The following is an 18,247-nucleotide window of genomic DNA, read 5'->3' as shown; positions in this document are numbered from 1 at the left end:
CATCGGCCAGGACGGCTCGTTATCCGCAATCAGTGCGAGCTGTGCTCGCTCCTGCAAAGTTTATGGCTGCTGTGTATGAAGACCCCCGTTTGGTTCCCCCAGAGTTTCTTTGCCCGCACCTTGTGGCTGGTGCTCATTGTCGTACTGTTTTCCAAGGCGCTGACCCTCGTTTATCTGTTGATGAACGAGGATGTGCTGGTCGATCGTCAGTACAGTCACGGCGTGGCCCTGACCCTGCGCGCTTACTGGGCGGCTGACGAAGATGATCGCGAGCGCATCGCCGACGCTGCCGGTTTGATCCGCGTGGTGGGTGGCGGCGTGCCGGAAGGTGAGCAGCACTGGCCCTACAGCGAAATCTACCAACGGCAGATGCAGGCCGAGCTGGGTGCCGACACCGAAGTGCGCCTGCGCGTGCATGCGCCACCAGCGCTGTGGGTACGCGCGCCAAGCCTGGGCGCCGGCTGGCTGAAAGTGCCGCTGTACCCGCACCCGCTGCGCGGGCAGAAAATCTGGAGCGTGCTGGGCTGGTTCCTGGCCATCGGGCTGCTGTCCACGGCGTCGGCGTGGATTTTCGTGCGCCAGCTCAGCCAGCCGCTCAAGCGCCTGGTGTTCGCCGCGCGCCAGCTGGGGCAGGGGCGCAGCGTGCGCTTGCCGATCAGCGACACGCCCAGCGAGATGACCGAGGTGTATCGCGCCTTCAACCAGATGGCCGAGGACGTGGAACAGGCGGGCCGTGAGCGCGAGCTGATGTTGGCGGGGGTGTCCCATGACCTGCGCACGCCGTTGACGCGCTTGCGCCTGTCCACCGAGTTCATGGACCCGTCCAGCGACCTGGCGGCGGACATGCAGCGTGACATCGAAGACATGGACGCTATCCTCGACCAGTTCCTGGCCTTCATCCGTGATGGTCGCGATGAAGCGATCGAGGATGTCGACCTGGAGCATCTGGTGCAGGAAACCGTGGCGCCGTTCAACCAGCCTCACGAGCGTGTGCGGTTGTGTCTGGAGCCCATTCCACCGTTCCCGTTGCGCAGGGTATCGATGAAGCGGCTGCTGACCAATTTGATCGGCAACGCCTTGCATCATGCCGGTGACGGGGTGGAAGTGGCGGCTTACGTGTCCGGTGACAACAGCGCGCCTTACGTGGTGCTCAGTGTGCTGGACCGTGGCGCCGGTATCCCCGAAGACGAGCTGGCGAGTATTTTCGACCCGTTCATCCGCGGCGATCGTGCCCGCAGCGGCAAGGGCACCGGGCTGGGGCTGGCCATCGTAAAGCGCATTGCCGCCATGCACGGCGGCAACGTCGAGCTGCGCAACCGCTCCGGCGGCGGCCTGGAAGCCCGAGTACGCCTGCCGTTGGGCCTGATGCTGCCCCGCGACGCGGTGTAGCCCCCCCCCTCTAGCAGTAACTGTCTTGAAACCGCGTCGTCTGCATCGCGACCAAGGTCGGCTCCTACGCCGTACGTGGTAGGAGCCGGCCTTGGCCGCGATGCAGACGACGCCGTCCGTAGCTGCCGAAGGCTGCATCTTGCGTAGGCAGTGCATCAAGTGAACCGCCGCGCCTGCAACGCCGCCTGGCGGCCGCTGCTACAGAGGTCGGCGCAAACCTTGTAGCCGCTGCCGTCAGGCTGCGCTGGCCGGTGTGAACGCTGAAAATCTCCAGTGCCGCTCAGGGCCAGCGCAGCCTGGCGGCAGCGGCTACGTAAATTTGTAGCGGCTGCCGAAGGCTGCGTATGGCGTACACGGTGCATCAGGTTAACCGCCGCGCCTGCAACGCGGCGTGGCGGCCGCTGCTACAGAGGTCGGCGCAAACCTTGTAGCCGCTGCCGCCAGGCTGCGCTGGCCGGTGTGAACGCTGAAAATCTCCAGTGCTGCTCAGGGCCAGCGCAGCCTGGCGGCAGCGGCTACGTAAATCTGTAGCCAGTGCCGAAGGCTGCGTCTGGCGTACGCGGTGCATCAGGTGAACCGCAGCGCCTGCGACGCGGCCTGGCGGCCGCTGCTACAGAGGTCGGCGCAAACCTTGTAGCCGCTGCCGTCAGGCTGCGCTGGCCGGTGTGAACGCTGAAAATCTCCAGTGCCGCTCAGGGCCAGCGCAGCCTGGCGGCAGCGGCTACGCAAATCTGTAGCCGGTGGCGAGGGCTGCGTCTGGCGTACGCGGTGGATCAGGTGAACCGCAGCGCCTGCGACGCGGCCTGGCGGCCGCTGCTACAGAGGTCGGCGCAAACCTTGTAGCCGCTGCCGTCAGGCTGCGCTGGCCGGTGTGAACGCTGAAAATCTCCAGTGCTGCTCAGGGCCAGCGCAGCCTGGCGGCAGCGGCTACGTAAATCTGTACCTGCCGGAAGCTGCGTATGGCGTATGCGGTGCATCAGGTTAACCGCAGCGCCTGCGACGCGGCCTGGCGGCCGCTGCTACAGAGGTCGGCGCAAACCTTGTAGCCGCTGCCGTCAGGCTGCGCTGGCCGGTGTGAACGCTGAAAATCTCCAGTGCCGCTCAGGGCCAGCGCAGCCTGGCGGCAGCGGCTACGTAAATTTGTAGCGGCTGCCGAAGGCTGCGTCTGGCGTACGCGGTGCATCAAGTGAACCGCCGCGCCTGCAACGCGGCCTGGCGGCCGCTGCTACAGAGGTCGGCGCAAACCTTGTAGCCGCTGCCGCCAGGCTGCGCTGGCCGGTGTGAACGCTGAAAATCTTCAGTGCTGCTCAGGGCCAGCGCAGCCTGGCGGCAGCGGCTACGTAAATTTGTAGCGGCTGCCGAAGGCTGCGTATGGCGTACGTGGTGCATCAGGTGAACCGCAGCGCCTGTAACGCGGTCTGGCGGCCGCTGCTACAGGGTGGGGGACGGTCAGCCCTTGCCTTTGGTGCGCGTCAGGTTCGGCCCGCCGTTTTTCTCCAGGTGTTCGATGATCATCCCGGCCACATCCTTGCCGGTGGTCACCTCGATACCTTCCAGACCCGGCGAGGAGTTCACCTCCATCACCAGCGGCCCATGGTTGGAGCGCAGGATATCCACACCGGCCACGCTCAAGCCCATCACCTTGGCAGCGCGGATGGCGGTCATGCGCTCCTCGGGCGTGATCTTGATCAGGCTGGCGCTGCCGCCACGGTGCAGGTTGGAGCGGAATTCACCAGGCTTGGCCTGGCGCTTCATGGAGGCGATCACCTTGTCGCCCACCACGAAGCAACGGATGTCGGCGCCGCCGGCTTCCTTTATGTATTCCTGCACCATGATGTTCTGCTTCAGGCCCATGAAGGCCTCGATCACCGATTCGGCGGCCTTGGTGGTCTCGCACAGCACCACGCCGATGCCCTGGGTGCCTTCCAGCACCTTGATCACCAGCGGGGCGCCGTTGACCATCTGGATCAGGTCGGGAATGTCGTCCGGGGAGTGGGCAAAACCGGTCACCGGCAGGCCGATGCCCCGGCGCGACAGCAATTGCAACGAGCGCAGCTTGTCTCGCGAGCGGGCAATGGCTACCGATTCGTTGAGCGGGAACACGCCCATCATCTCGAACTGGCGCAACACCGCGCAGCCGTAGAACGTCACCGAAGCACCAATGCGCGGGATCACTGCATCGAAGCCTTCCAGCGGTTTGCCGCGGTAGTGGATCTGCGGCTTGTGGCTGGCGATGTTCATGTAGGCGCGCAAGGTATCGATCACTACCATTTCATGCCCGCGGGCGACCCCGGCTTCAACCAGGCGGCGGGTGGAATACAGACGCGGGTTCCGCGACAGCACAGCGATCTTCATGCAACACCTGTGGAAGAGGTAGTAGAGGCCGGAAACACCGGCTTGTCTTGAACGTAAGTAACGCCTGGATTGACCACCAATTGGCCATGAACCAGGGCTTTGGAGCCCAGCAGCAGGCGATAGCGCATCGCCTTGCGGCAGGCCAGGGTAAATTCGACCTGCCAGATCCGGTCACCCAGCGCCAAGGTGGTGCGGATGACGTAACGGGTCTGGGCGTGGCCGTTGGAGCTCTTGATGGTTTTCATTGCCACCATGGGCGCTTCGCAGCGTCGATGTCGCAATTGCACCACCGTGCCCAGGTGCGCGTTGAAGCGCACCCACTGCTCGCCATCACGCTCGAACGGTTCTATTTCCGTGGCGTGCAGGCTGGAGGTGCTGGCGCCGGTATCGATCTTGGCGCGCAGGCCGGCGACTCCCAGGTCGGGGAGCGCCACCCACTCGCGCAGGCCGATAACGGTCAAATGATCAAATGTTTTCAATAGGGCAACCGAGGGTGTAAAGGTTTTCTGATCGCAGCATAGCCGCCGTAAAGCGGCTGCGAAACGACCCATCTCGCAAAGCGCGGTATTCACGCAGAAACCGTTGCAAATGGCGATAGATATCGACTGGCAAGCTGAATATTTCGTTCATCTGAAAGGGCCTGCTGACTGTCCTGGTCACCGACGGGCACTGTAAGCCTTTAGCGTCTGACCTTGCATCCGACAGGCACGGTAGTACAGTTCCATTAAATTCCTGAGTCGAGGGTTTGTTGTGGCACAAAAACAGGAAGAGGACGACAAGGTTCGTCTGGACAAATGGTTATGGGCGGCGCGCTTCTACAAAACCCGTGCGTTGGCCAAGGCGGCGATAGAAAGCGGCAAGGTGCATTGCCGTGGCGAGCGCTGCAAGCCGGGCAAGGAGCCCAGGGTAGGCGATGAATTTCAACTGAGGACCGGCTTCGACGAACGCACCGTGGTGGTCAAGGCGCTGTCGCTGGTACGCCGGGGTGCGCCAGAAGCGCAGCTATTATATGAAGAGACGCCACAAAGTGTGGCCAAGCGCGAAGAGGCTGCGCAATTGCGCAAGGCCGGCTCGCTGGGCGTGACCACCGATGGGCGGCCGACCAAGAAACAGCGCCGGCAGCTCCATCAGTTTCACAGCGAGTCTTAAGCGCTGACCACGCTCAGGCACTTGAACAGCGGCAGGCGCTGCAGCACGCGGAACAGCGGTTGCGTCACACGCAGCAGCCAGCCCGAGATGCTGGCGGCATACGGCGTGTAGTAGCCCCAGCCCAGTGCCATCAGTGCCATGGACACGCCGCCGATGTAGTCATCCTGGCCCCAGTGGGCGCCAGCGACCAGGCGCGGCATTGAAAACAGCAGCACCAGGCCCCAAATCACCAGGTACTGGCCAAATCGACGGGCAAAAATGCTCATGAACATGCCCCAGATCAGCAGCACCGAGGCGTGGTCGCCTGGGAAGCTCTGGTTCGAACCGTCCTTGAGCTCAAGGTGCGAATCGATGTGCGGGTACAGGTCGCTCAGGCGGATGGCGTCGCTGAGCACCAGCGACGGGCTGTGATGCTGCCAGCCCATGGCGTCGCACACCTTGTCGAACAGGGCGCGGATGATCAGCAGCAGTACCAGCATCGACACAAAGGCAAAGGTGGCGCGGCGGGTATGGATGGCTTCGATCACCCAATTGCCGCGAATCAGCAGCGACAGCAGGATCAGCCCGACAATGATGTCGAACGGCCGCATGCTGGCCACGGCCCAGATCGAGCGCCACACCACGTGGTCGGCCAAGGGCTGATTGAGCAGATGGAACAGCCATTCGTCGAAAGATGTGAAAAGCGCATGGCCGGTCGGCAGCAACCACAGCCCGATCAGCCCGAAGGCGATTAGATTACAAAGCAGTAGGCCTCGTACGTTCCACCTGGCTTGGAACAGTGCGGGTTTGTTCATAAGATACCTCTAAGTCAGACAGAGCGAGCCGCCTCAGGCTGGTGCTCTAAAACGGGCTTTTATAGGCCCTTGTAAACATCTTGTCACTATTATCAGATACCCAGACCTCTATGCACGACACACCGGACACCGATTTCACCCAACGTTTCATCTTCGACGAATCCGACATTCGTGGCGAGATGGTTTCCCTGGAGCGCAGCTACGCCGAAGTGCTGGCCAAGCACCCGTACCCGGAGCCGGTTGCCCAACTGCTGGGTGAGTTCATGGCCGCCGCCGCGCTGCTGGTCGGCACCCTGAAGTTCGATGGCCTGCTGATTCTGCAAGCGCGCTCCGACGGCCCGGTGCCGCTGCTGATGATCGAGTGCTCCAGTGATCGCGACATCCGCGGCCTGGCACGTTACGAAGCTGACGCAATCAACCCGGGCGCCACTCTGGCCGACCTGATGCCCAACGGTGTGCTGGCCATGACCGTAGACCCTACCAAGGGTCAGCGCTACCAGGGCATCGTCGAATTGGACGGCGCCGACCTGTCGGAGTGCTTCACCAACTACTTCAAGGTTTCCGAGCAACTGGGCACGCGCTTCTGGCTGAACGCCAACGGCAGCCGCGCCCGCGGCATGCTGTTGCAGCAATTGCCCGCCGACAAGCTCAAGGACGCCGAAGAGCGCGAAGCCAGCTGGCAGGACGCGGCCGTGCTGGCCGGCACCCTGACCGCCGAGGAGCTGCTGGGCCTGGACAACGAGACCATCCTGCACCGCCTGTACCACGACCAGGCCGTGCGCCTGTTCGACGTGCAACCGCTGCGCTTCCATTGCAGCTGCTCGCGCGAGCGTTCGGCCCGCGCGCTGGTCAGCCTGGGTGAGGCCGATGCACAGGAACTGGTGATTGAACGCGGTGGCCAGATCGAGATCGACTGCCAGTTCTGCAGCCAGCGCTATCTCTTTGATAGCACTGAAGTTGCTCAGCTTTTCGCCGGCGGCGGCATCGACGAACCGTCAGATACCCGTCACTGAAACGTTTAAGTAGTGCGCGTTCGCGCAAGTGCCGCCGGGTTATCGCCGTTTCGACGGGAGGCCTCTACTATTTCCAGGCGTTTCTGGCATAATCCGGCCCACTTTTTGAGCTGTAGTAGTTTTTTTGTCTCTACTACAAAACGTTTGGAGTACTCGGCCCTGGGCCGACGGGGAACCTCATGACGCAAGCTAATAACACCGTGTACACCGATCTGAGCATCGATGAACTGGTACAAGAAGCCCTGAATCGCGGTGAAGGCGAGCTTGCCGATACTGGCGCGCTGGTAGTGAAGACTGGTCACCGTACCGGTCGTTCGCCAGTTGACCGTTTCATCGTTGAAGAATCCTCCACCCAGGACGCCATTGCCTGGGGCCCGATCAACCGCAAGTTCCCGGCCGACAAGTTCGACGCCCTGTGGGACCGCGTTGCCGCCTACCTGGGCGAGCGCGAGCGGTTTGTCTCCCACGTTCACGTAGGCTCTGACGAAGCGCACTACCTGGCCGTCAAGATGACCACCGAGACTGCCTGGCACAATCTGTTCGGCCGTTGCCTGTTCATCAACCCGGAAATCTACAACCCGGGCGCCAAGCAGGAATGGCAGGTCATGAACGCCCCTTGGTTCGTGTGCGAACCTGAGCGTGACGGCACCAACTCCGACGGCACCGTGATCATCAACTTCGCGGCCAAGAAAGTCCTGATCGCCGGCATGCGTTACGCCGGTGAAATGAAGAAAGCCATGTTCTCGGTGCAGAACTTCCTGCTGCCGGCTGCCGACGTACTGCCAATGCACTGCGCGGCAAACATGGGCGAAGACGGCGACGTCACCCTGTTCTTCGGCTTGTCGGGCACCGGCAAGACCACCCTGTCGGCTGACGAAAGCCGCTACCTGATCGGCGACGACGAGCACGGTTGGGGCGAAGGCGTTGTCTTCAACATCGAAGGCGGCTGCTACGCCAAGTGCATCGACCTGTCCGAGAAGAACGAGCCGGTCATCTGGAAAGCCATCCAGCATGGTGCCGTACTGGAGAACGTGGTCCTGGACCCGGTCACCAAGAAAGCCGACTACGCCGATGACAGCCTGACCCAGAACAGCCGCGCCGCCTACCCGCGCGAGCTGATCGAAAAACGCGCACCGAAAAACCTCGGTGGCGAGCCAAACGCCGTTATCTTCCTGACCTGCGACCTGACCGGCGTGCTGCCGCCAGTGTCCATCCTCAGCGAAGAGCAGGCTGCCTACCACTTCCTGTCGGGCTACACCGCGCTGGTCGGTTCGACCGAAATGGGTTCGGGCGCCGGCATCAAGTCGACCTTCTCCACCTGCTTCGGCGCGCCGTTCTTCCCGCGTCCGGCTGGCGAATACGCAGAGCTGCTGATCAAGCGCATCCGCGGCTTCAACTCCAAGGTCTACCTGGTCAACACTGGCTGGACCGGTGGTGGCTACGGTGTTGGCAAGCGCTTCAACATCCCGACCACCCGTGGCGTGATCGCGGCCATCCAGAGCGGCGCTCTGATCGGCACCGAGACCGAGCACCTGGACACCATCAACCTGGACGTGCCGAAGGCCGTACCGGGCGTTGATACCGTCCTGCTGAACCCACGCAACACCTGGGCTGACCAGGCTGCCTACGACGAAGCAGCCAAAGGCCTGGCCAAGCTGTTCATCGAGAACTTCAAGAAGTTCGAAGTCAGCGACGCCATCCGCACTGCCGGTCCACAGCTGTAATAGCTGCCACGACCTGAAAAACCGCCCCCGGGCGGTTTTTTTATGCCCGCCACAAACCCGTAGCCGCTGCCGCCAGGCTGCGCTGGCCCTGTGTCTCGATGGAGATTTTCAGGGCTCATGCGGGCCAGCGCAGCCTGGCGGCAGCGGCTACAGGGCAGTTTGCATTCACGCACTGAATAAGCCGCATCACCCGAATAAAGTTCAAAACCGGCCCGTGCTGTTCTATGGTTTGGGGATTGCCCAGCTACCTTCATCAGAGGATCTGCCATGAGCCAAACCAGCTACGACATCCAACGCGCCGCCGTCATTGGCGCCGGCACCATGGGGCGGGGCATCGTGATGTGCCTCGCCGCAGCCGGCATCCAGGTCAAATGGATGGACAGCAACCCGCAGATGCTCAACCAGGCGCTGGAGATAGTCGGGCACACATGGGCGCGCAATGTCGAACAGGGCCGTATTGATGACGCCGAAGCGGCGCGGCGCCTGGCGCGCATTGCCAAGGTGGCCGATTACCCGGCCATTTTTGATGTGGACCTGGTAATCGAGGCGGTCTACGAAAACCTCGAGCTCAAGCAGCAGATATTCCGCGACCTGGACCGCGTGCTCAAACCGGGTGCGATCCTGGCCAGCAACACCTCGGCGCTGGACATCGATGCCATCGCATCAGTTACCAGCCGCCCCGAGCAGGTGCTGGGCCTGCACTTCTTCAGCCCTGCCCACATCATGAAGCTGCTGGAGGTAGTGCGCGGCGCCAAGACATCGCCTGAGGTGCTGCAAGCCAGCCTGGTGCTGGGCGAGCGCATGGGCAAGGTCAGCGTAGTGTCGGGCAACTGCCACGGTTTCATCGGCAACCGCATGCTGCACCCCTATGCCAAGGAGGCGCGGATGATGCTGCTGGAAGGCTCGCTGCCCTTCGAGGTGGATTCGGCGCTGCAAGGCTTCGGCTTTGCCATGGGACCGTTCCGCATGTACGACGTGGTCGGCATCGACCTGGAGTGGCGTGCCCGCCAGCTGTCGGGGCAAGGCATGCGTGAGCCGGAAGTGCAGGTGGACAACCGCCTGTGTGAAATGGGCCGCTTTGGCCAGAAAAGCGGCGACGGCTACTACCACTACGAACAGGACAGCCGTCAGGCCGAGCACGACGATGAGGTCGACGCCCTGGTGATCGGCGTCAGCCATGGCATGGGCTACGACCGCCGCGCCATCGGTGCCGAGGAAATCGTCGACCGCTGCGTGCTGGCGCTGGTCAACGAGGGCGCGAAAATCCTTCAGGAAGGCATCGCCCAGTCGGCCCACGACATCGACCTGGTGTACCTCAACGGCTACGGCTTCCCCCAGCAAGGCGGCGGCCCCATGGCCTGGGCCGACAAGCAGGGCCTGGCCGAGATCGAGCGTCGTCTGCTGGAATTCAAAGGCCGCTTCGGCGAGCATTGGCAGCCGGCTGAGCTGATCAGCCGCCTTGCCCGCGAGGGCGGTACGTTTGCACAGGTGACCCACGGATGAATGAAGCAATGCCCCAGCGCGAAGACTACCGGCACTTCCAGCCGATCATCACGCGCTGGCACGACAACGATGTGTATGGCCATGTGAACAACGTGACCTACTACAGCTTCTTCGACACGGCGGTGAATACCTACCTGATCGAGCAGGGCGGGTTGGATATTCACGATGGCGGGGTAGTGGGCTTCGTGGTCAGTTCGTCCTGCGACTATTTCGCTTCCATTGCCTTCCCCGATCGCATCGAAATTGGATTGCGGGTGGGCAAGCTGGGCAACAGTTCAGTGCAGTACGAGTTGGCGGTGTTCAAGGCGGGGGAGGCGGATGCCTGTGCGGCGGGGCGCTTCGTGCATGTGTTCGTGGATCGCGAGAGCAATCAGCCGGTGACCATTCCGCCAGCCCTGCGTGACGCCCTGCAGCGCCTGACGCCATAATCTGTAGCCGCTGCCGCCAGGCTGCGCTGGCCCGTATTCCACCCCGGAATTTTCGGGTGTACTGGAGGGCCAGCGCAGCCTGGCGGCAGCGGCTACGGTTGACGTGGCGTTGAGCCGCGGATATTAGCGATGACGCCAGTGGCGACGGTCGTGGTGATCCCAGCGACGGTCATGGCCGCGGTAGTGGCGGCGGTCGTCGTAGCCGCGGCCACGGCTGTGGGCCTCGCGGTCGCTTTCCTTGCCCATGTAGTTACCCAGCGCGCCACCGGCGCCGCCGCCTGCGGCCGCGCCGATCAGGCCGCCGGTGCTGCCGCCTACGCTGCGGCCCAGCACGTTGCCGCCTGCAGCGCCCAGGCCACCACCGATGGCGGCTTCGCCACGGCTGTGCTTGTTGGCACCCACGGCCGCGCCACCGGCGCCACCCAGGCCTGCGCCAATCGCTGCACCGGTGCTACCGCCCAGTTGCTGGCCGACGGCTGCGCCCAGAACCCCACCCAATGCGCCACCGATACCTGCTTCTGCGGTGCCGCCGGCGGAGGCGAAGCCGCTGACCAGGCTCAGGGACAACAAGAGAATCGAGGTGTACTTCATAGACTAAGTCTCAGTGGGATGACGGCGCGATCCTGAGGCTCTGTAAGGAAGCTGACAACATGAAACCGACGAATAGCACGACTTGTACACAATTTTATAAGTTGTTGTTTTCAGGATGAAACTTTAGGAGGTTTGGTGTGTCAGATGTACTTCGGGAAGGCCATTTCAGCGGTGAAATGGCCTTTTTTTATTGGCTTTGGATACATGAAGAAGCTGAAGCCGCAACGGTCTCACGCCTTGGATTGGCTGTATACCCTGGGCCCGCTTTTTTGTGGAAGGTGAATCAGATTCAAGTTGTGCCGGCGAGCCCATTGTACCGCCAGCCCGGTAGGCGATGACAAGCTGACCAGCGTCTGGATGCCGGCCCGCAGCACCTTCTGGATCAATTCCAGGCTGCAACGGCTGGTTACCACCGCCAGCCCGCCCGTGGTGGAGATATCCTGACGGATCAGCGCCCCGATCAGCTTGTCCAGCGCGTTGTGGCGACCAATGTCCTCGCGCCCCATCAGCAACTCGCCCTGATGGTTCATGAACAGCGCGGCATGCACCGCGCCACAGTGTTGGCCCAATGGCTGGAATTCGCTGATGCGCTGGCGCAGGCCTTCCAGCCAGTGCGCAGGCGGCAGCGGTGCGCCTGCCAGCACGTTCAGTTCGGGCAGCGCCTGTTCCACTGCCTCCACGCCGCATAGCCCGCAGCCGCTGGTACCCGCCAGTTGCCGCCGCTGGTCCTTGAGGTTCCAGAATGCACGGCTGGAGATTTCCACCTCGGCCTGCTGCGCCGAACCGCAGCCGCTGAGCTTCATGTCATAGATATCGTCCGCCGAGGCGACGATGCCGCTGCCGATGCTGAAACCGACGATGAAGTCTTCCAGGTCGGTAGGGCTGACCAGCATCACTGCCTGGCTGATGCCGTTATAGGCGATGGCCAGCGCTACCTCTTCGGCCAGCGCTGTGCTGCCCTGCTCGTCCTGGGCGAGCAGGGTGTAGCTGTAGGTCTGGCTGGCAGGCTGCAGGGTGTCCATGGAAAAGGTACCGCTCTGATAGATGATGAAAGCCTAGGCTTGTGGCCAATCGACGTCTAATCGCTAATGCCAATACATCGATAGACGCAGTCGATGTGGGAGCGGGTTCTACCCGCGAAGAGCGCGCCTGGGCGTGTCTGGTACTGCGCGGTGCTCTTTTCGCGGGTAGAACCCGCTCCCACGTTATAGGTCGTTGATCAGCTCGCGGTAGTCGTCCACGGCGTTGAATTCCTCGGTGTCCTTGTGGCCCTTGCTGCTATCCGGCTCGCGCACGGCCAACAGGTGCGCCACGCCGAACGTGCGAGCACTGCGCAAAATCGGCAAGGTGTCATCGATGAACAGGCTGCGCGCCGGATCGAAGTCGATGTCGGCCTGCAAGGCGCTCCAGAAGTTCTGGCTCTCTTTGGGAAAGCCGTAGTCGTGCGAGCTGATCAAACGCTCGAAGTAGGGCGCCAGGGCCACGCGCTCAAGCTTTACCGACAGCGAATCCCGGTGGGCGTTGGTGATCAGGATCACCCGTTTGCCGGCCTTGCGAACCGCCGCCAGGAAGGTATCGGCATGGGGGCGCAGGGCAATCAGGTGCGCCGTTTCCAGCTTCAATTCACGTACCGGCAGGCGCAACTCGTTGCTCCAGAAATCCAGGCAATACCAATTCAGCGTACCGGCGTTTTTCTCGAACAGCGGGCGCATTTCCAGTTCGGCCATGGCGCGGCTGATGCCATGGGTTTCGGCGTAACGCTGGGGCAGATGTTCCAGCCAGAAGTGGTTGTCGTAATGCAGGTCCAGCAAGGTGCCGTCCATGTCCAGAAGGACGGTGTCGATATCGCGCCAGGTTATGGGGTGCATACGAAAGATTCTCAGGCAGTGAATGGACAAGAATGGCATCTGCCACGCCAAGCCACGGTATAGTAACCCGTTCACGCCAAGGAGCTGCCCCATGCGCCAGAAACCCACCGTCCTCGCCCGCGAGATCGTCGCCAGTAGCCGTCTGTTCCGGGTTGAAGAGGTGCAGTTGCGTTTCTCCAATGGTGTGGAGCGCACCTACGAACGCCTGGTGGGGCGCGGCAATGGCTACGGCGCGGTGATGATCGTGGCCATGGTCGACGCCGAGCACGCGGTGCTGGTGGAAGAATACTGCGGGGGTACCGATGCCTATGAGCTGTCGCTGCCCAAGGGGCTGATCGAGCCCGGCGAAGATGTGCTGGCTGCCGCCGACCGCGAACTGAAGGAAGAGGCCGGCTTTGGCGCACGCCAGCTGGAGCACCTGACCGAACTGTCGCTGTCGCCTGGCTACATGAGCCAGAAAATCCAGGTGGTGCTGGCCACCGAGCTCTACGAAGAGCGCCTGGAGGGCGATGAGCCTGAACCCATGCGTGTGGACCGCGTCAACCTGCGCGAGCTGGCCACCCTGGCCACCCACCCGCAATTTTCCGAGGGCAGGGCGCTGGCCGCCCTGTACCTGGCCCGTGACCTGCTGATCCAACGTGGAGCCTTTAGCGTATGACTTCGTCCCACCCATTGTTGCCGGGCGTTATCGAACTGGCCCACGCGGCTGGCGAAGCTATCCTGCCGTTCTGGCGTGCTGGCGTGGAAGTGAACTCCAAGGCCGATGACTCGCCTGTGACCGCTGCCGACCTGGCGGCGCACCATGTGATCGTCGATGGGCTGACGGCCCTGGACCCTTCGATCCCGATCCTGTCGGAAGAAGACTGCGGTATCTCCCTGGCCGAGCGGCAGGGCTGGAGTCGCTGGTGGTTGGTGGACCCGTTGGACGGAACCAAGGAATTCATCGCGGGCAGTGAAGAGTTCACCGTCAACATCGCCTTGATCGAGCAGGGCCGCGTGGTGTTTGGCGTGGTGTCCATGCCCACCAATGGCCGTTGCTACTTCGGTGGTGCTGGCCTGGGCGCCTGGCGTGCGGACGCCGGTGAGGCGCCGCAGCCGATCGCGGTGCGTACTGCGCCGCCGGCTGGCGAGGCGTTTACCGTGGTGGCCAGCCGTCGTCACTCAAGCCCTGAGCAGGAGCGCTTGCTGAGTGGGCTGGCGGCGAGCCTGGGCGAACTGGCGTTGGCCAATGTTGGTAGCTCGTTGAAGTTTTGCTTGCTGGCTGAAGGGGCTGCTGACTGCTATCCGCGTCTGGCGCCGACTTCGCAGTGGGACACGGCAGCGGCCCAAGGCGTGCTGGAAGGTGCGGGCGGCGAAGTGCTGGATGTGGAAGGGCAGGCGTTCACTTACCCGGCGCGGGAGTCGCTGCTCAATACCTTCTTTTTGGCCTTGCCGGCCAAGGCGGCGTGGCGCGAGACGTTGCTGCGGTTGGCGCGTATCTGACGGCGGTGACGCAAACCCTGTAGCAGCAACTGTCTTCATGTGGGAGCGGGCTCTGCCCGCGAAGAGGACGCCGTGGTGGTTCAGATACTTCGCGGTGTTCTTTTCGCGGGTAGAACCCGCTCCCACAGGTGTGGGGTCTCCTACACTGTCCGTGGTAGGAGCCGGCCTTGGCCGATGCCGCCGTTCTGTAGCTGCCGAAGGCGGCGTCAGATACGCCTCAATGTGTCAGGAAGACCGCAGTGCCCATGACGCGGCCTGTCGGCCGCTGCTACAGGGACCGTTCGGCTTTCAGCGATGCAGCACGTATTGCCCGCTGAACCGTACCGCCGCATCACTGCTGTCTTGATTGAATACACACGTCTGCAACGTCAACCGCCCCCGCCCATACCGCGTCCACGACGCCAGAAACCGCTTCCAGGCCTTGTCATCCGGCGCCTCGCACACCGCCACTGCATCACCCGTCACGGGTAGCGGATAGCTGATCTGCCCTTCCTGAATCACGATATGCCCATCCTCGATGCCTTCCTCGCGCAGGCGCAGGTGCAGCCAGCCCCAGCCCGCCAACACCGCGCCGCAGTAAAGGCTGCCGCCGAACATGGTGCTCTTGTGATTGACGTTGGCGGCCAGTGGCAGATGCAGGTGCAGGGTTGCGTCCTGCCAGCTGATCACCTCCAGGCCCATGTCGCGGGTCAAGGGGATGTCGCTGTGCAGGATGGCGGCAAGGTCCACGCAGTCTTGGTTCATGGAAGAGTCCTCACGTGTCATGGTCCTCGCCTGCGGCGAAGTTCAGGCCGTGCTTGCGCAGTTTGTCGTGCAGGGTCTTGCGCGCAATACCCAGTGCCTCGGCCAGGCTGCGCAGGGAGCCATGGGGCCTGGCCATTTCCGCGGCGATCAGCGCCCGCTCGAAATTCTCGACCTGTTCGCTGAGGTTGCCAGCCATGGGTGCAGGTTGCGCACCGGGGGCTGCCGGCTGGCTGTTGTCCAATTCCAGGTCCAGCCCCAGGGCGAATCGCTCCGCCGCGTTTTGCAGTTCGCGCACGTTGCCCGGCCAGGTATGGCGCAGCAGCAACGCGCGCTCGCCGGGCATCAACTGGTTGGCCAGCAAACCATGGCGTTCGCTGGCGGCGCTGGCGTAGTGCTCGAACAGAATCAGGGCGTCTTCGCCGCGCTCGCGCAAGGGCGGGATGCGCAGCGAGGCCACGTTGAGGCGGTAGTAAAGGTCGGCGCGGAAGCGGCCCTGGTCAGCGGCCTGGCGCAGATCCTCTTTGGTCGCCGCAATGATGCGGATATCCAGCGGGATCAGCTGGTTGCCCCCCAGCCGCTCCACCACGCGCTCCTGCAGCAGGCGCAGAAGCTTGACCTGCACATCCAGGCTCATGCTCTCGATTTCATCGAGGAACAGCGTACCGCCATTGGCGAACTCGAACTTGCCGATGCGGCGCTTCTGCGCGCCGGTGAAGGCGCCCGGCTCGTGGCCGAACAGTTCGCTTTCCACCACCGACTCGGCCAGGGCGCCGGCGTTGATGGCCACGAACGGCCCGTTACGGCGGCTGGACAGGTCGTGCAGGGCGCGGGCCACCACTTCCTTGCCTGCACCGGTTTCACCCAGGATCAGCACATCGGCCTTGGTTGCCGCCAAAGCACCAATTTGCTCGCGCAGGCGTGCCATGGACGGCGACTGCCCCACCAGTCGGGCACTCAGCTCATGGCGATCACTGAGGGCCAGGCGCAGGCTGCGGTTGTCCAGCACCAGGCGGCGCAGGGCCAGGGCGCGGCGCACGCTGTCCAGCAGGGCGTCGCTGGCGAAGGGTTTTTCCAGGAAGTCGTAAGCGCCGGCGCGCATGGCCTGCACCGCCAGCGGTACGTCGCCGTGGCCGGTGATCAGCAACACCGGCAGCTCGGCATCCTGGGCGTGCAACTGCTGCAGCAGCTCAAGGCCGTCGATGCCGGGCATGCGGATATCGCTGACGATCACGCCAGGCCAGTCGCGCTCGATCAGCGCGGCCACGCCATTGGCGTCACCCAGGGGCAAAACCTTCAGGCCAGCCAGGTCCAGGGTCTGGCTCAGGGCCTGGCGCAGGTGAGGATCGTCATCGATCAGCACTACCTGGATCTGGCTGTCGATGGCGGAGGCCGTGGTCATGCGGAAGGATCCTCTGGCGGTTGGAGATTGACGCCCGGTGGCGCGCTGCGCAGGCGCAGGGTCAGCAGTGCGCCGCCCTGCGGGTGGTTGGCCAGCAGCAGCTCGCCGCCCAAGGCACGCATCAGCGTATCGCAGATGGCCAGCCCCAGGCCAAGGCCCTGGGTGCGGGTCTTGGTGGTGAAGAACGGCTCGCGGGCGCGGGTCATGGATTCACGGGTGAAACCGGGGCCGTTGTCGCGAATCAGCAGGTCCACGCCTTCGGCGGTCTGCTCGGCGCTTATCCACAGGCAGCGCGGAGTGGCTTTTTCCGTCAGAGCGTCGAGGGCGTTGGCCAGCAGGTTGCTCAGCACCTGGCGCAGGCGGGTTTCGCCTGCCTGTACCCACAGTGGGGCATCCGGGAGGTCGCGGAACAGCTCCACCGCCATGGCCCGTCTGCGTTTGGCCAGCAACGCCAGGGCGTCATCCAGGGCGGGTTGCAGTGCCACGCTTTCCAAGGCGTGACGGTCGCGGCGGGCGAAGGCGCGCAGGTGGGCGATGATCGAGGCCATGCGCCCGGTCAGTTCGCCGATCAGTTTCAAGTTGCCGCGGGCGTCTTCGGTGCGCTGGTGGTCCAGCAGTACCTCGGCGTTTTCGGCATAGCTGCGGATGGCGGCCAGGGGCTGGTTGAGTTCGTGGCTGATACTGGCCGACATGGTGCCCAGCACCGACAACTTGCCGGCCTGCACCACTTCATCCTGCACGCGCACCAGCTCCTGCTGCGCCTGTTCGCGTTCCAGTACTTCTTGCTTGAGGCGGCTGTTCAGCGACTCCAGATCGCTGGTGCGCTCACTGACGCGTACCTCAAGTTCACGCCGGGCCTTGGCTTCGAAAGCAATGCGGTCCAGGTAGTTGCGTCGCCGCTGCATCATCAGGCCCAGCAACAGCATCAGCACCAGCAGGGCGGCGCCGCCAATGGCCAGGACGGTGCGCACCGGGCGGTCGATGAGCGCGCGCGGGGCAAGGATGCTGGCGTTCCAGCCGGTCTCGGCGATGGGATGGGTTTGCATGATCCAGGCTTTCTCATCCAGGTTCAGCGGCTGTGGCGCCTGGGTGGGGTAGGGCTGGATGGAGGCGATGGACTGATGTTCTGCGTCCGTCAGCGGCCGGGTGGCACGGAAGCGCCATTCGGGTTGGGACGTGAGGATGACTACGCCATGCTGGTCGGTGAGCAGCAGTTGCTCGGGGGTTTTGCCCCACAGGGTTTCGGTGTGGTCCAAGTCCACCTTGACCACCAGCGCACCCACCACCTTGTCGCCCTCATGCACGGCGGCCGCGAAGAAATAGCCGCGCTTGCCGGACGTGGTGCCCATGCCGAAGAAGCGTCCCACACGCCCGGCGATGGCGTCGCTGTAATAGGGGCGGAAAGCGAAATTACGCCCGACAAAGCTGTCTTTCTTCTGCCAGTTGGACGCGGCCAGGGTGTTGCCGTCCGGGTCCAGCAGGTACATCACCTCGGCGCCGGTCTGCTCGCTGATGTCCTTGAGCAGACGGTTGGCGTGCTCCACCACGCGTGTGTCGGCGGGCGCCGCCAAGGTCGCGCGCAGGGCGGGCAAGTCACCCAGGATCTGCGGCAGGGTTTCATAGCGGTGCAGGGTGCCCAGCAGGTTGGCCACGTACAGGTCGAGGGTCTGGCGGTTCTGGCTCACCAGTTCGCTGCGATAGTAGCGCTCGGCAAGGTGCTGCAGCGGCCACAGCAGTGGCGCCAGGCACAGGGCCAGCAAGGCGAGGCTACGCCAGCGGGGGCGGCGGGGGAGCGTAGGTGTCATGTC

17 protein-coding genes are annotated in these 18,247 nt (G+C 63.4%); 8 read left to right on the top strand and 9 right to left on the bottom strand.

All coding sequences use genetic code 11. The features are described 5' to 3' along the window. Positions 1 to 75 precede the first annotated feature (75 nt). The gene (locus ACZ9GA_RS27165; protein WP_027979943.1) at positions 76 to 1,389 is read left to right on the top strand and encodes an ATP-binding protein; all 1,314 of its coding nucleotides are present in this window, start codon (positions 76 to 78) and stop codon (positions 1,387 to 1,389) included. A gap of 1,449 nt (positions 1,390 to 2,838) precedes the next feature. Here ACZ9GA_RS27165 and rimK read toward each other — a convergent pair. Continuing rightward, positions 2,839 to 3,744, bottom strand: coding sequence for a 30S ribosomal protein S6--L-glutamate ligase (rimK, locus tag ACZ9GA_RS27160; RefSeq protein ID WP_008372889.1), 906 nt, complete (start codon positions 3,742 to 3,744; stop codon positions 2,839 to 2,841). After that, a complete protein-coding gene (gene rimB / locus ACZ9GA_RS27155) occupies positions 3,741 to 4,223 on the bottom strand; it encodes a retropepsin-like aspartic endopeptidase RimB (RefSeq protein ID WP_457359411.1) in 483 nt (160 codons plus the stop codon). Before rimB ends, rimK begins: the two co-directional genes overlap by 4 nt. Before the next feature lie 271 nt (positions 4,224 to 4,494). On the opposite strand from rimB, the gene ACZ9GA_RS27150 reads away from it, so the two are divergent. Further along, positions 4,495 to 4,893, top strand: a complete 399-nt coding sequence (locus ACZ9GA_RS27150; protein ID WP_457359414.1) for an RNA-binding S4 domain-containing protein — start codon at positions 4,495 to 4,497, stop codon at positions 4,891 to 4,893. Here the strand turns inward: ACZ9GA_RS27150 and ACZ9GA_RS27145 are convergent. Continuing rightward, a complete protein-coding gene (locus ACZ9GA_RS27145; protein WP_457359416.1) occupies positions 4,890 to 5,687 on the bottom strand; it encodes a phosphatase PAP2 family protein in 798 nt (265 codons plus the stop codon). The two genes, ACZ9GA_RS27150 and ACZ9GA_RS27145, sit on opposite strands and share 4 nt — an antisense overlap. Positions 5,688 to 5,797: 110 nt before the next feature. Between ACZ9GA_RS27145 and hslO the strand changes: the two genes are divergently transcribed. From hslO to ACZ9GA_RS27125, 4 genes are all read left to right on the top strand, one after another. Continuing rightward, on the top strand, positions 5,798 to 6,700 hold the full coding sequence (gene hslO / locus ACZ9GA_RS27140) for an Hsp33 family molecular chaperone HslO (RefSeq protein ID WP_457359418.1): 903 nt from the start codon (positions 5,798 to 5,800) through the stop codon (positions 6,698 to 6,700). 179 nt (positions 6,701 to 6,879) lie between these two features. Further along, positions 6,880 to 8,424 (top strand): phosphoenolpyruvate carboxykinase, encoded by a 1,545-nt coding sequence (locus ACZ9GA_RS27135; protein ID WP_457359420.1) that lies wholly within the window; start codon positions 6,880 to 6,882, stop codon positions 8,422 to 8,424. 267 nt (positions 8,425 to 8,691) lie between these two features. Beyond that, positions 8,692 to 9,927, top strand: coding sequence for a 3-hydroxyacyl-CoA dehydrogenase (locus ACZ9GA_RS27130; protein WP_476227208.1), 1,236 nt, complete (start codon positions 8,692 to 8,694; stop codon positions 9,925 to 9,927). After that, complete coding sequence (locus ACZ9GA_RS27125; RefSeq protein ID WP_455923021.1) at positions 9,924 to 10,355, top strand: acyl-CoA thioesterase; 432 nt, start codon at positions 9,924 to 9,926, stop codon at positions 10,353 to 10,355. The genes ACZ9GA_RS27130 and ACZ9GA_RS27125 overlap by 4 nt, the downstream gene beginning before the upstream one ends. A 123-nt stretch (positions 10,356 to 10,478) precedes the next feature. On the opposite strand, the gene ACZ9GA_RS27120 is transcribed toward ACZ9GA_RS27125, so the two are convergent. The 3 genes from ACZ9GA_RS27120 to yrfG all read right to left on the bottom strand — a co-directional run bounded on the left by ACZ9GA_RS27120 (position 10,479) and on the right by yrfG (position 12,814). Continuing rightward, positions 10,479 to 10,946 carry a glycine zipper domain-containing protein gene (locus tag ACZ9GA_RS27120; protein WP_457359422.1) on the bottom strand — a complete coding sequence of 156 codons (468 nt, stop codon included), beginning with the start codon at positions 10,944 to 10,946 and terminating at the stop codon, positions 10,479 to 10,481. 230 nt (positions 10,947 to 11,176) lie between these two features. Further along, positions 11,177 to 11,968 (bottom strand): formate dehydrogenase accessory sulfurtransferase FdhD, encoded by a 792-nt coding sequence (fdhD, locus tag ACZ9GA_RS27115; protein ID WP_457359424.1) that lies wholly within the window; start codon positions 11,966 to 11,968, stop codon positions 11,177 to 11,179. 183 nt (positions 11,969 to 12,151) lie between these two features. Beyond that, positions 12,152 to 12,814: a GMP/IMP nucleotidase gene (yrfG, locus tag ACZ9GA_RS27110; RefSeq protein WP_457359426.1), complete on the bottom strand. Its 663-nt coding sequence runs from the start codon at positions 12,812 to 12,814 to the stop codon at positions 12,152 to 12,154. A 91-nt stretch (positions 12,815 to 12,905) separates the two neighbouring features. Between yrfG and nudE the strand changes: the two genes are divergently transcribed. Continuing rightward, entirely contained in the window at positions 12,906 to 13,472 is a 567-nt protein-coding gene (gene nudE, locus ACZ9GA_RS27105) for an ADP compounds hydrolase NudE (protein ID WP_457359428.1), read from the top strand. Next, positions 13,469 to 14,296 (top strand): 3'(2'),5'-bisphosphate nucleotidase CysQ, encoded by an 828-nt coding sequence (gene cysQ / locus ACZ9GA_RS27100; RefSeq protein WP_457359429.1) that lies wholly within the window; start codon positions 13,469 to 13,471, stop codon positions 14,294 to 14,296. The genes nudE and cysQ overlap by 4 nt, the downstream gene beginning before the upstream one ends. Positions 14,297 to 14,584: 288 nt before the next feature. Here cysQ and ACZ9GA_RS27095 read toward each other — a convergent pair whose 3' ends face one another. From ACZ9GA_RS27095 to ACZ9GA_RS27085, 3 genes are read right to left on the bottom strand one after another with little or no spacing between them, the layout of a single operon-like run. Beyond that, positions 14,585 to 15,040, bottom strand: a complete 456-nt coding sequence (locus ACZ9GA_RS27095) for a YiiD C-terminal domain-containing protein (protein WP_457359431.1) — start codon at positions 15,038 to 15,040, stop codon at positions 14,585 to 14,587. Positions 15,041 to 15,050: 10 nt separating this feature from the next. Continuing rightward, the gene (locus ACZ9GA_RS27090) at positions 15,051 to 16,439 is read right to left on the bottom strand and encodes a sigma-54-dependent transcriptional regulator (protein ID WP_457359433.1); all 1,389 of its coding nucleotides are present in this window, start codon (positions 16,437 to 16,439) and stop codon (positions 15,051 to 15,053) included. Next, the gene (locus ACZ9GA_RS27085; protein ID WP_457359434.1) at positions 16,436 to 18,244 is read right to left on the bottom strand and encodes a sensor histidine kinase; all 1,809 of its coding nucleotides are present in this window, start codon (positions 18,242 to 18,244) and stop codon (positions 16,436 to 16,438) included. The genes ACZ9GA_RS27090 and ACZ9GA_RS27085 overlap by 4 nt, the downstream gene beginning before the upstream one ends. Positions 18,245 to 18,247 lie beyond the last annotated feature (3 nt).

The sequence above is a fragment of the Pseudomonas sp. TE3644 genome (assembly GCF_056278815.1).
The sequence above is the reverse complement of the archived record's forward strand: the minus strand, read 5'-3'. Positions and strand labels throughout refer to the sequence as shown.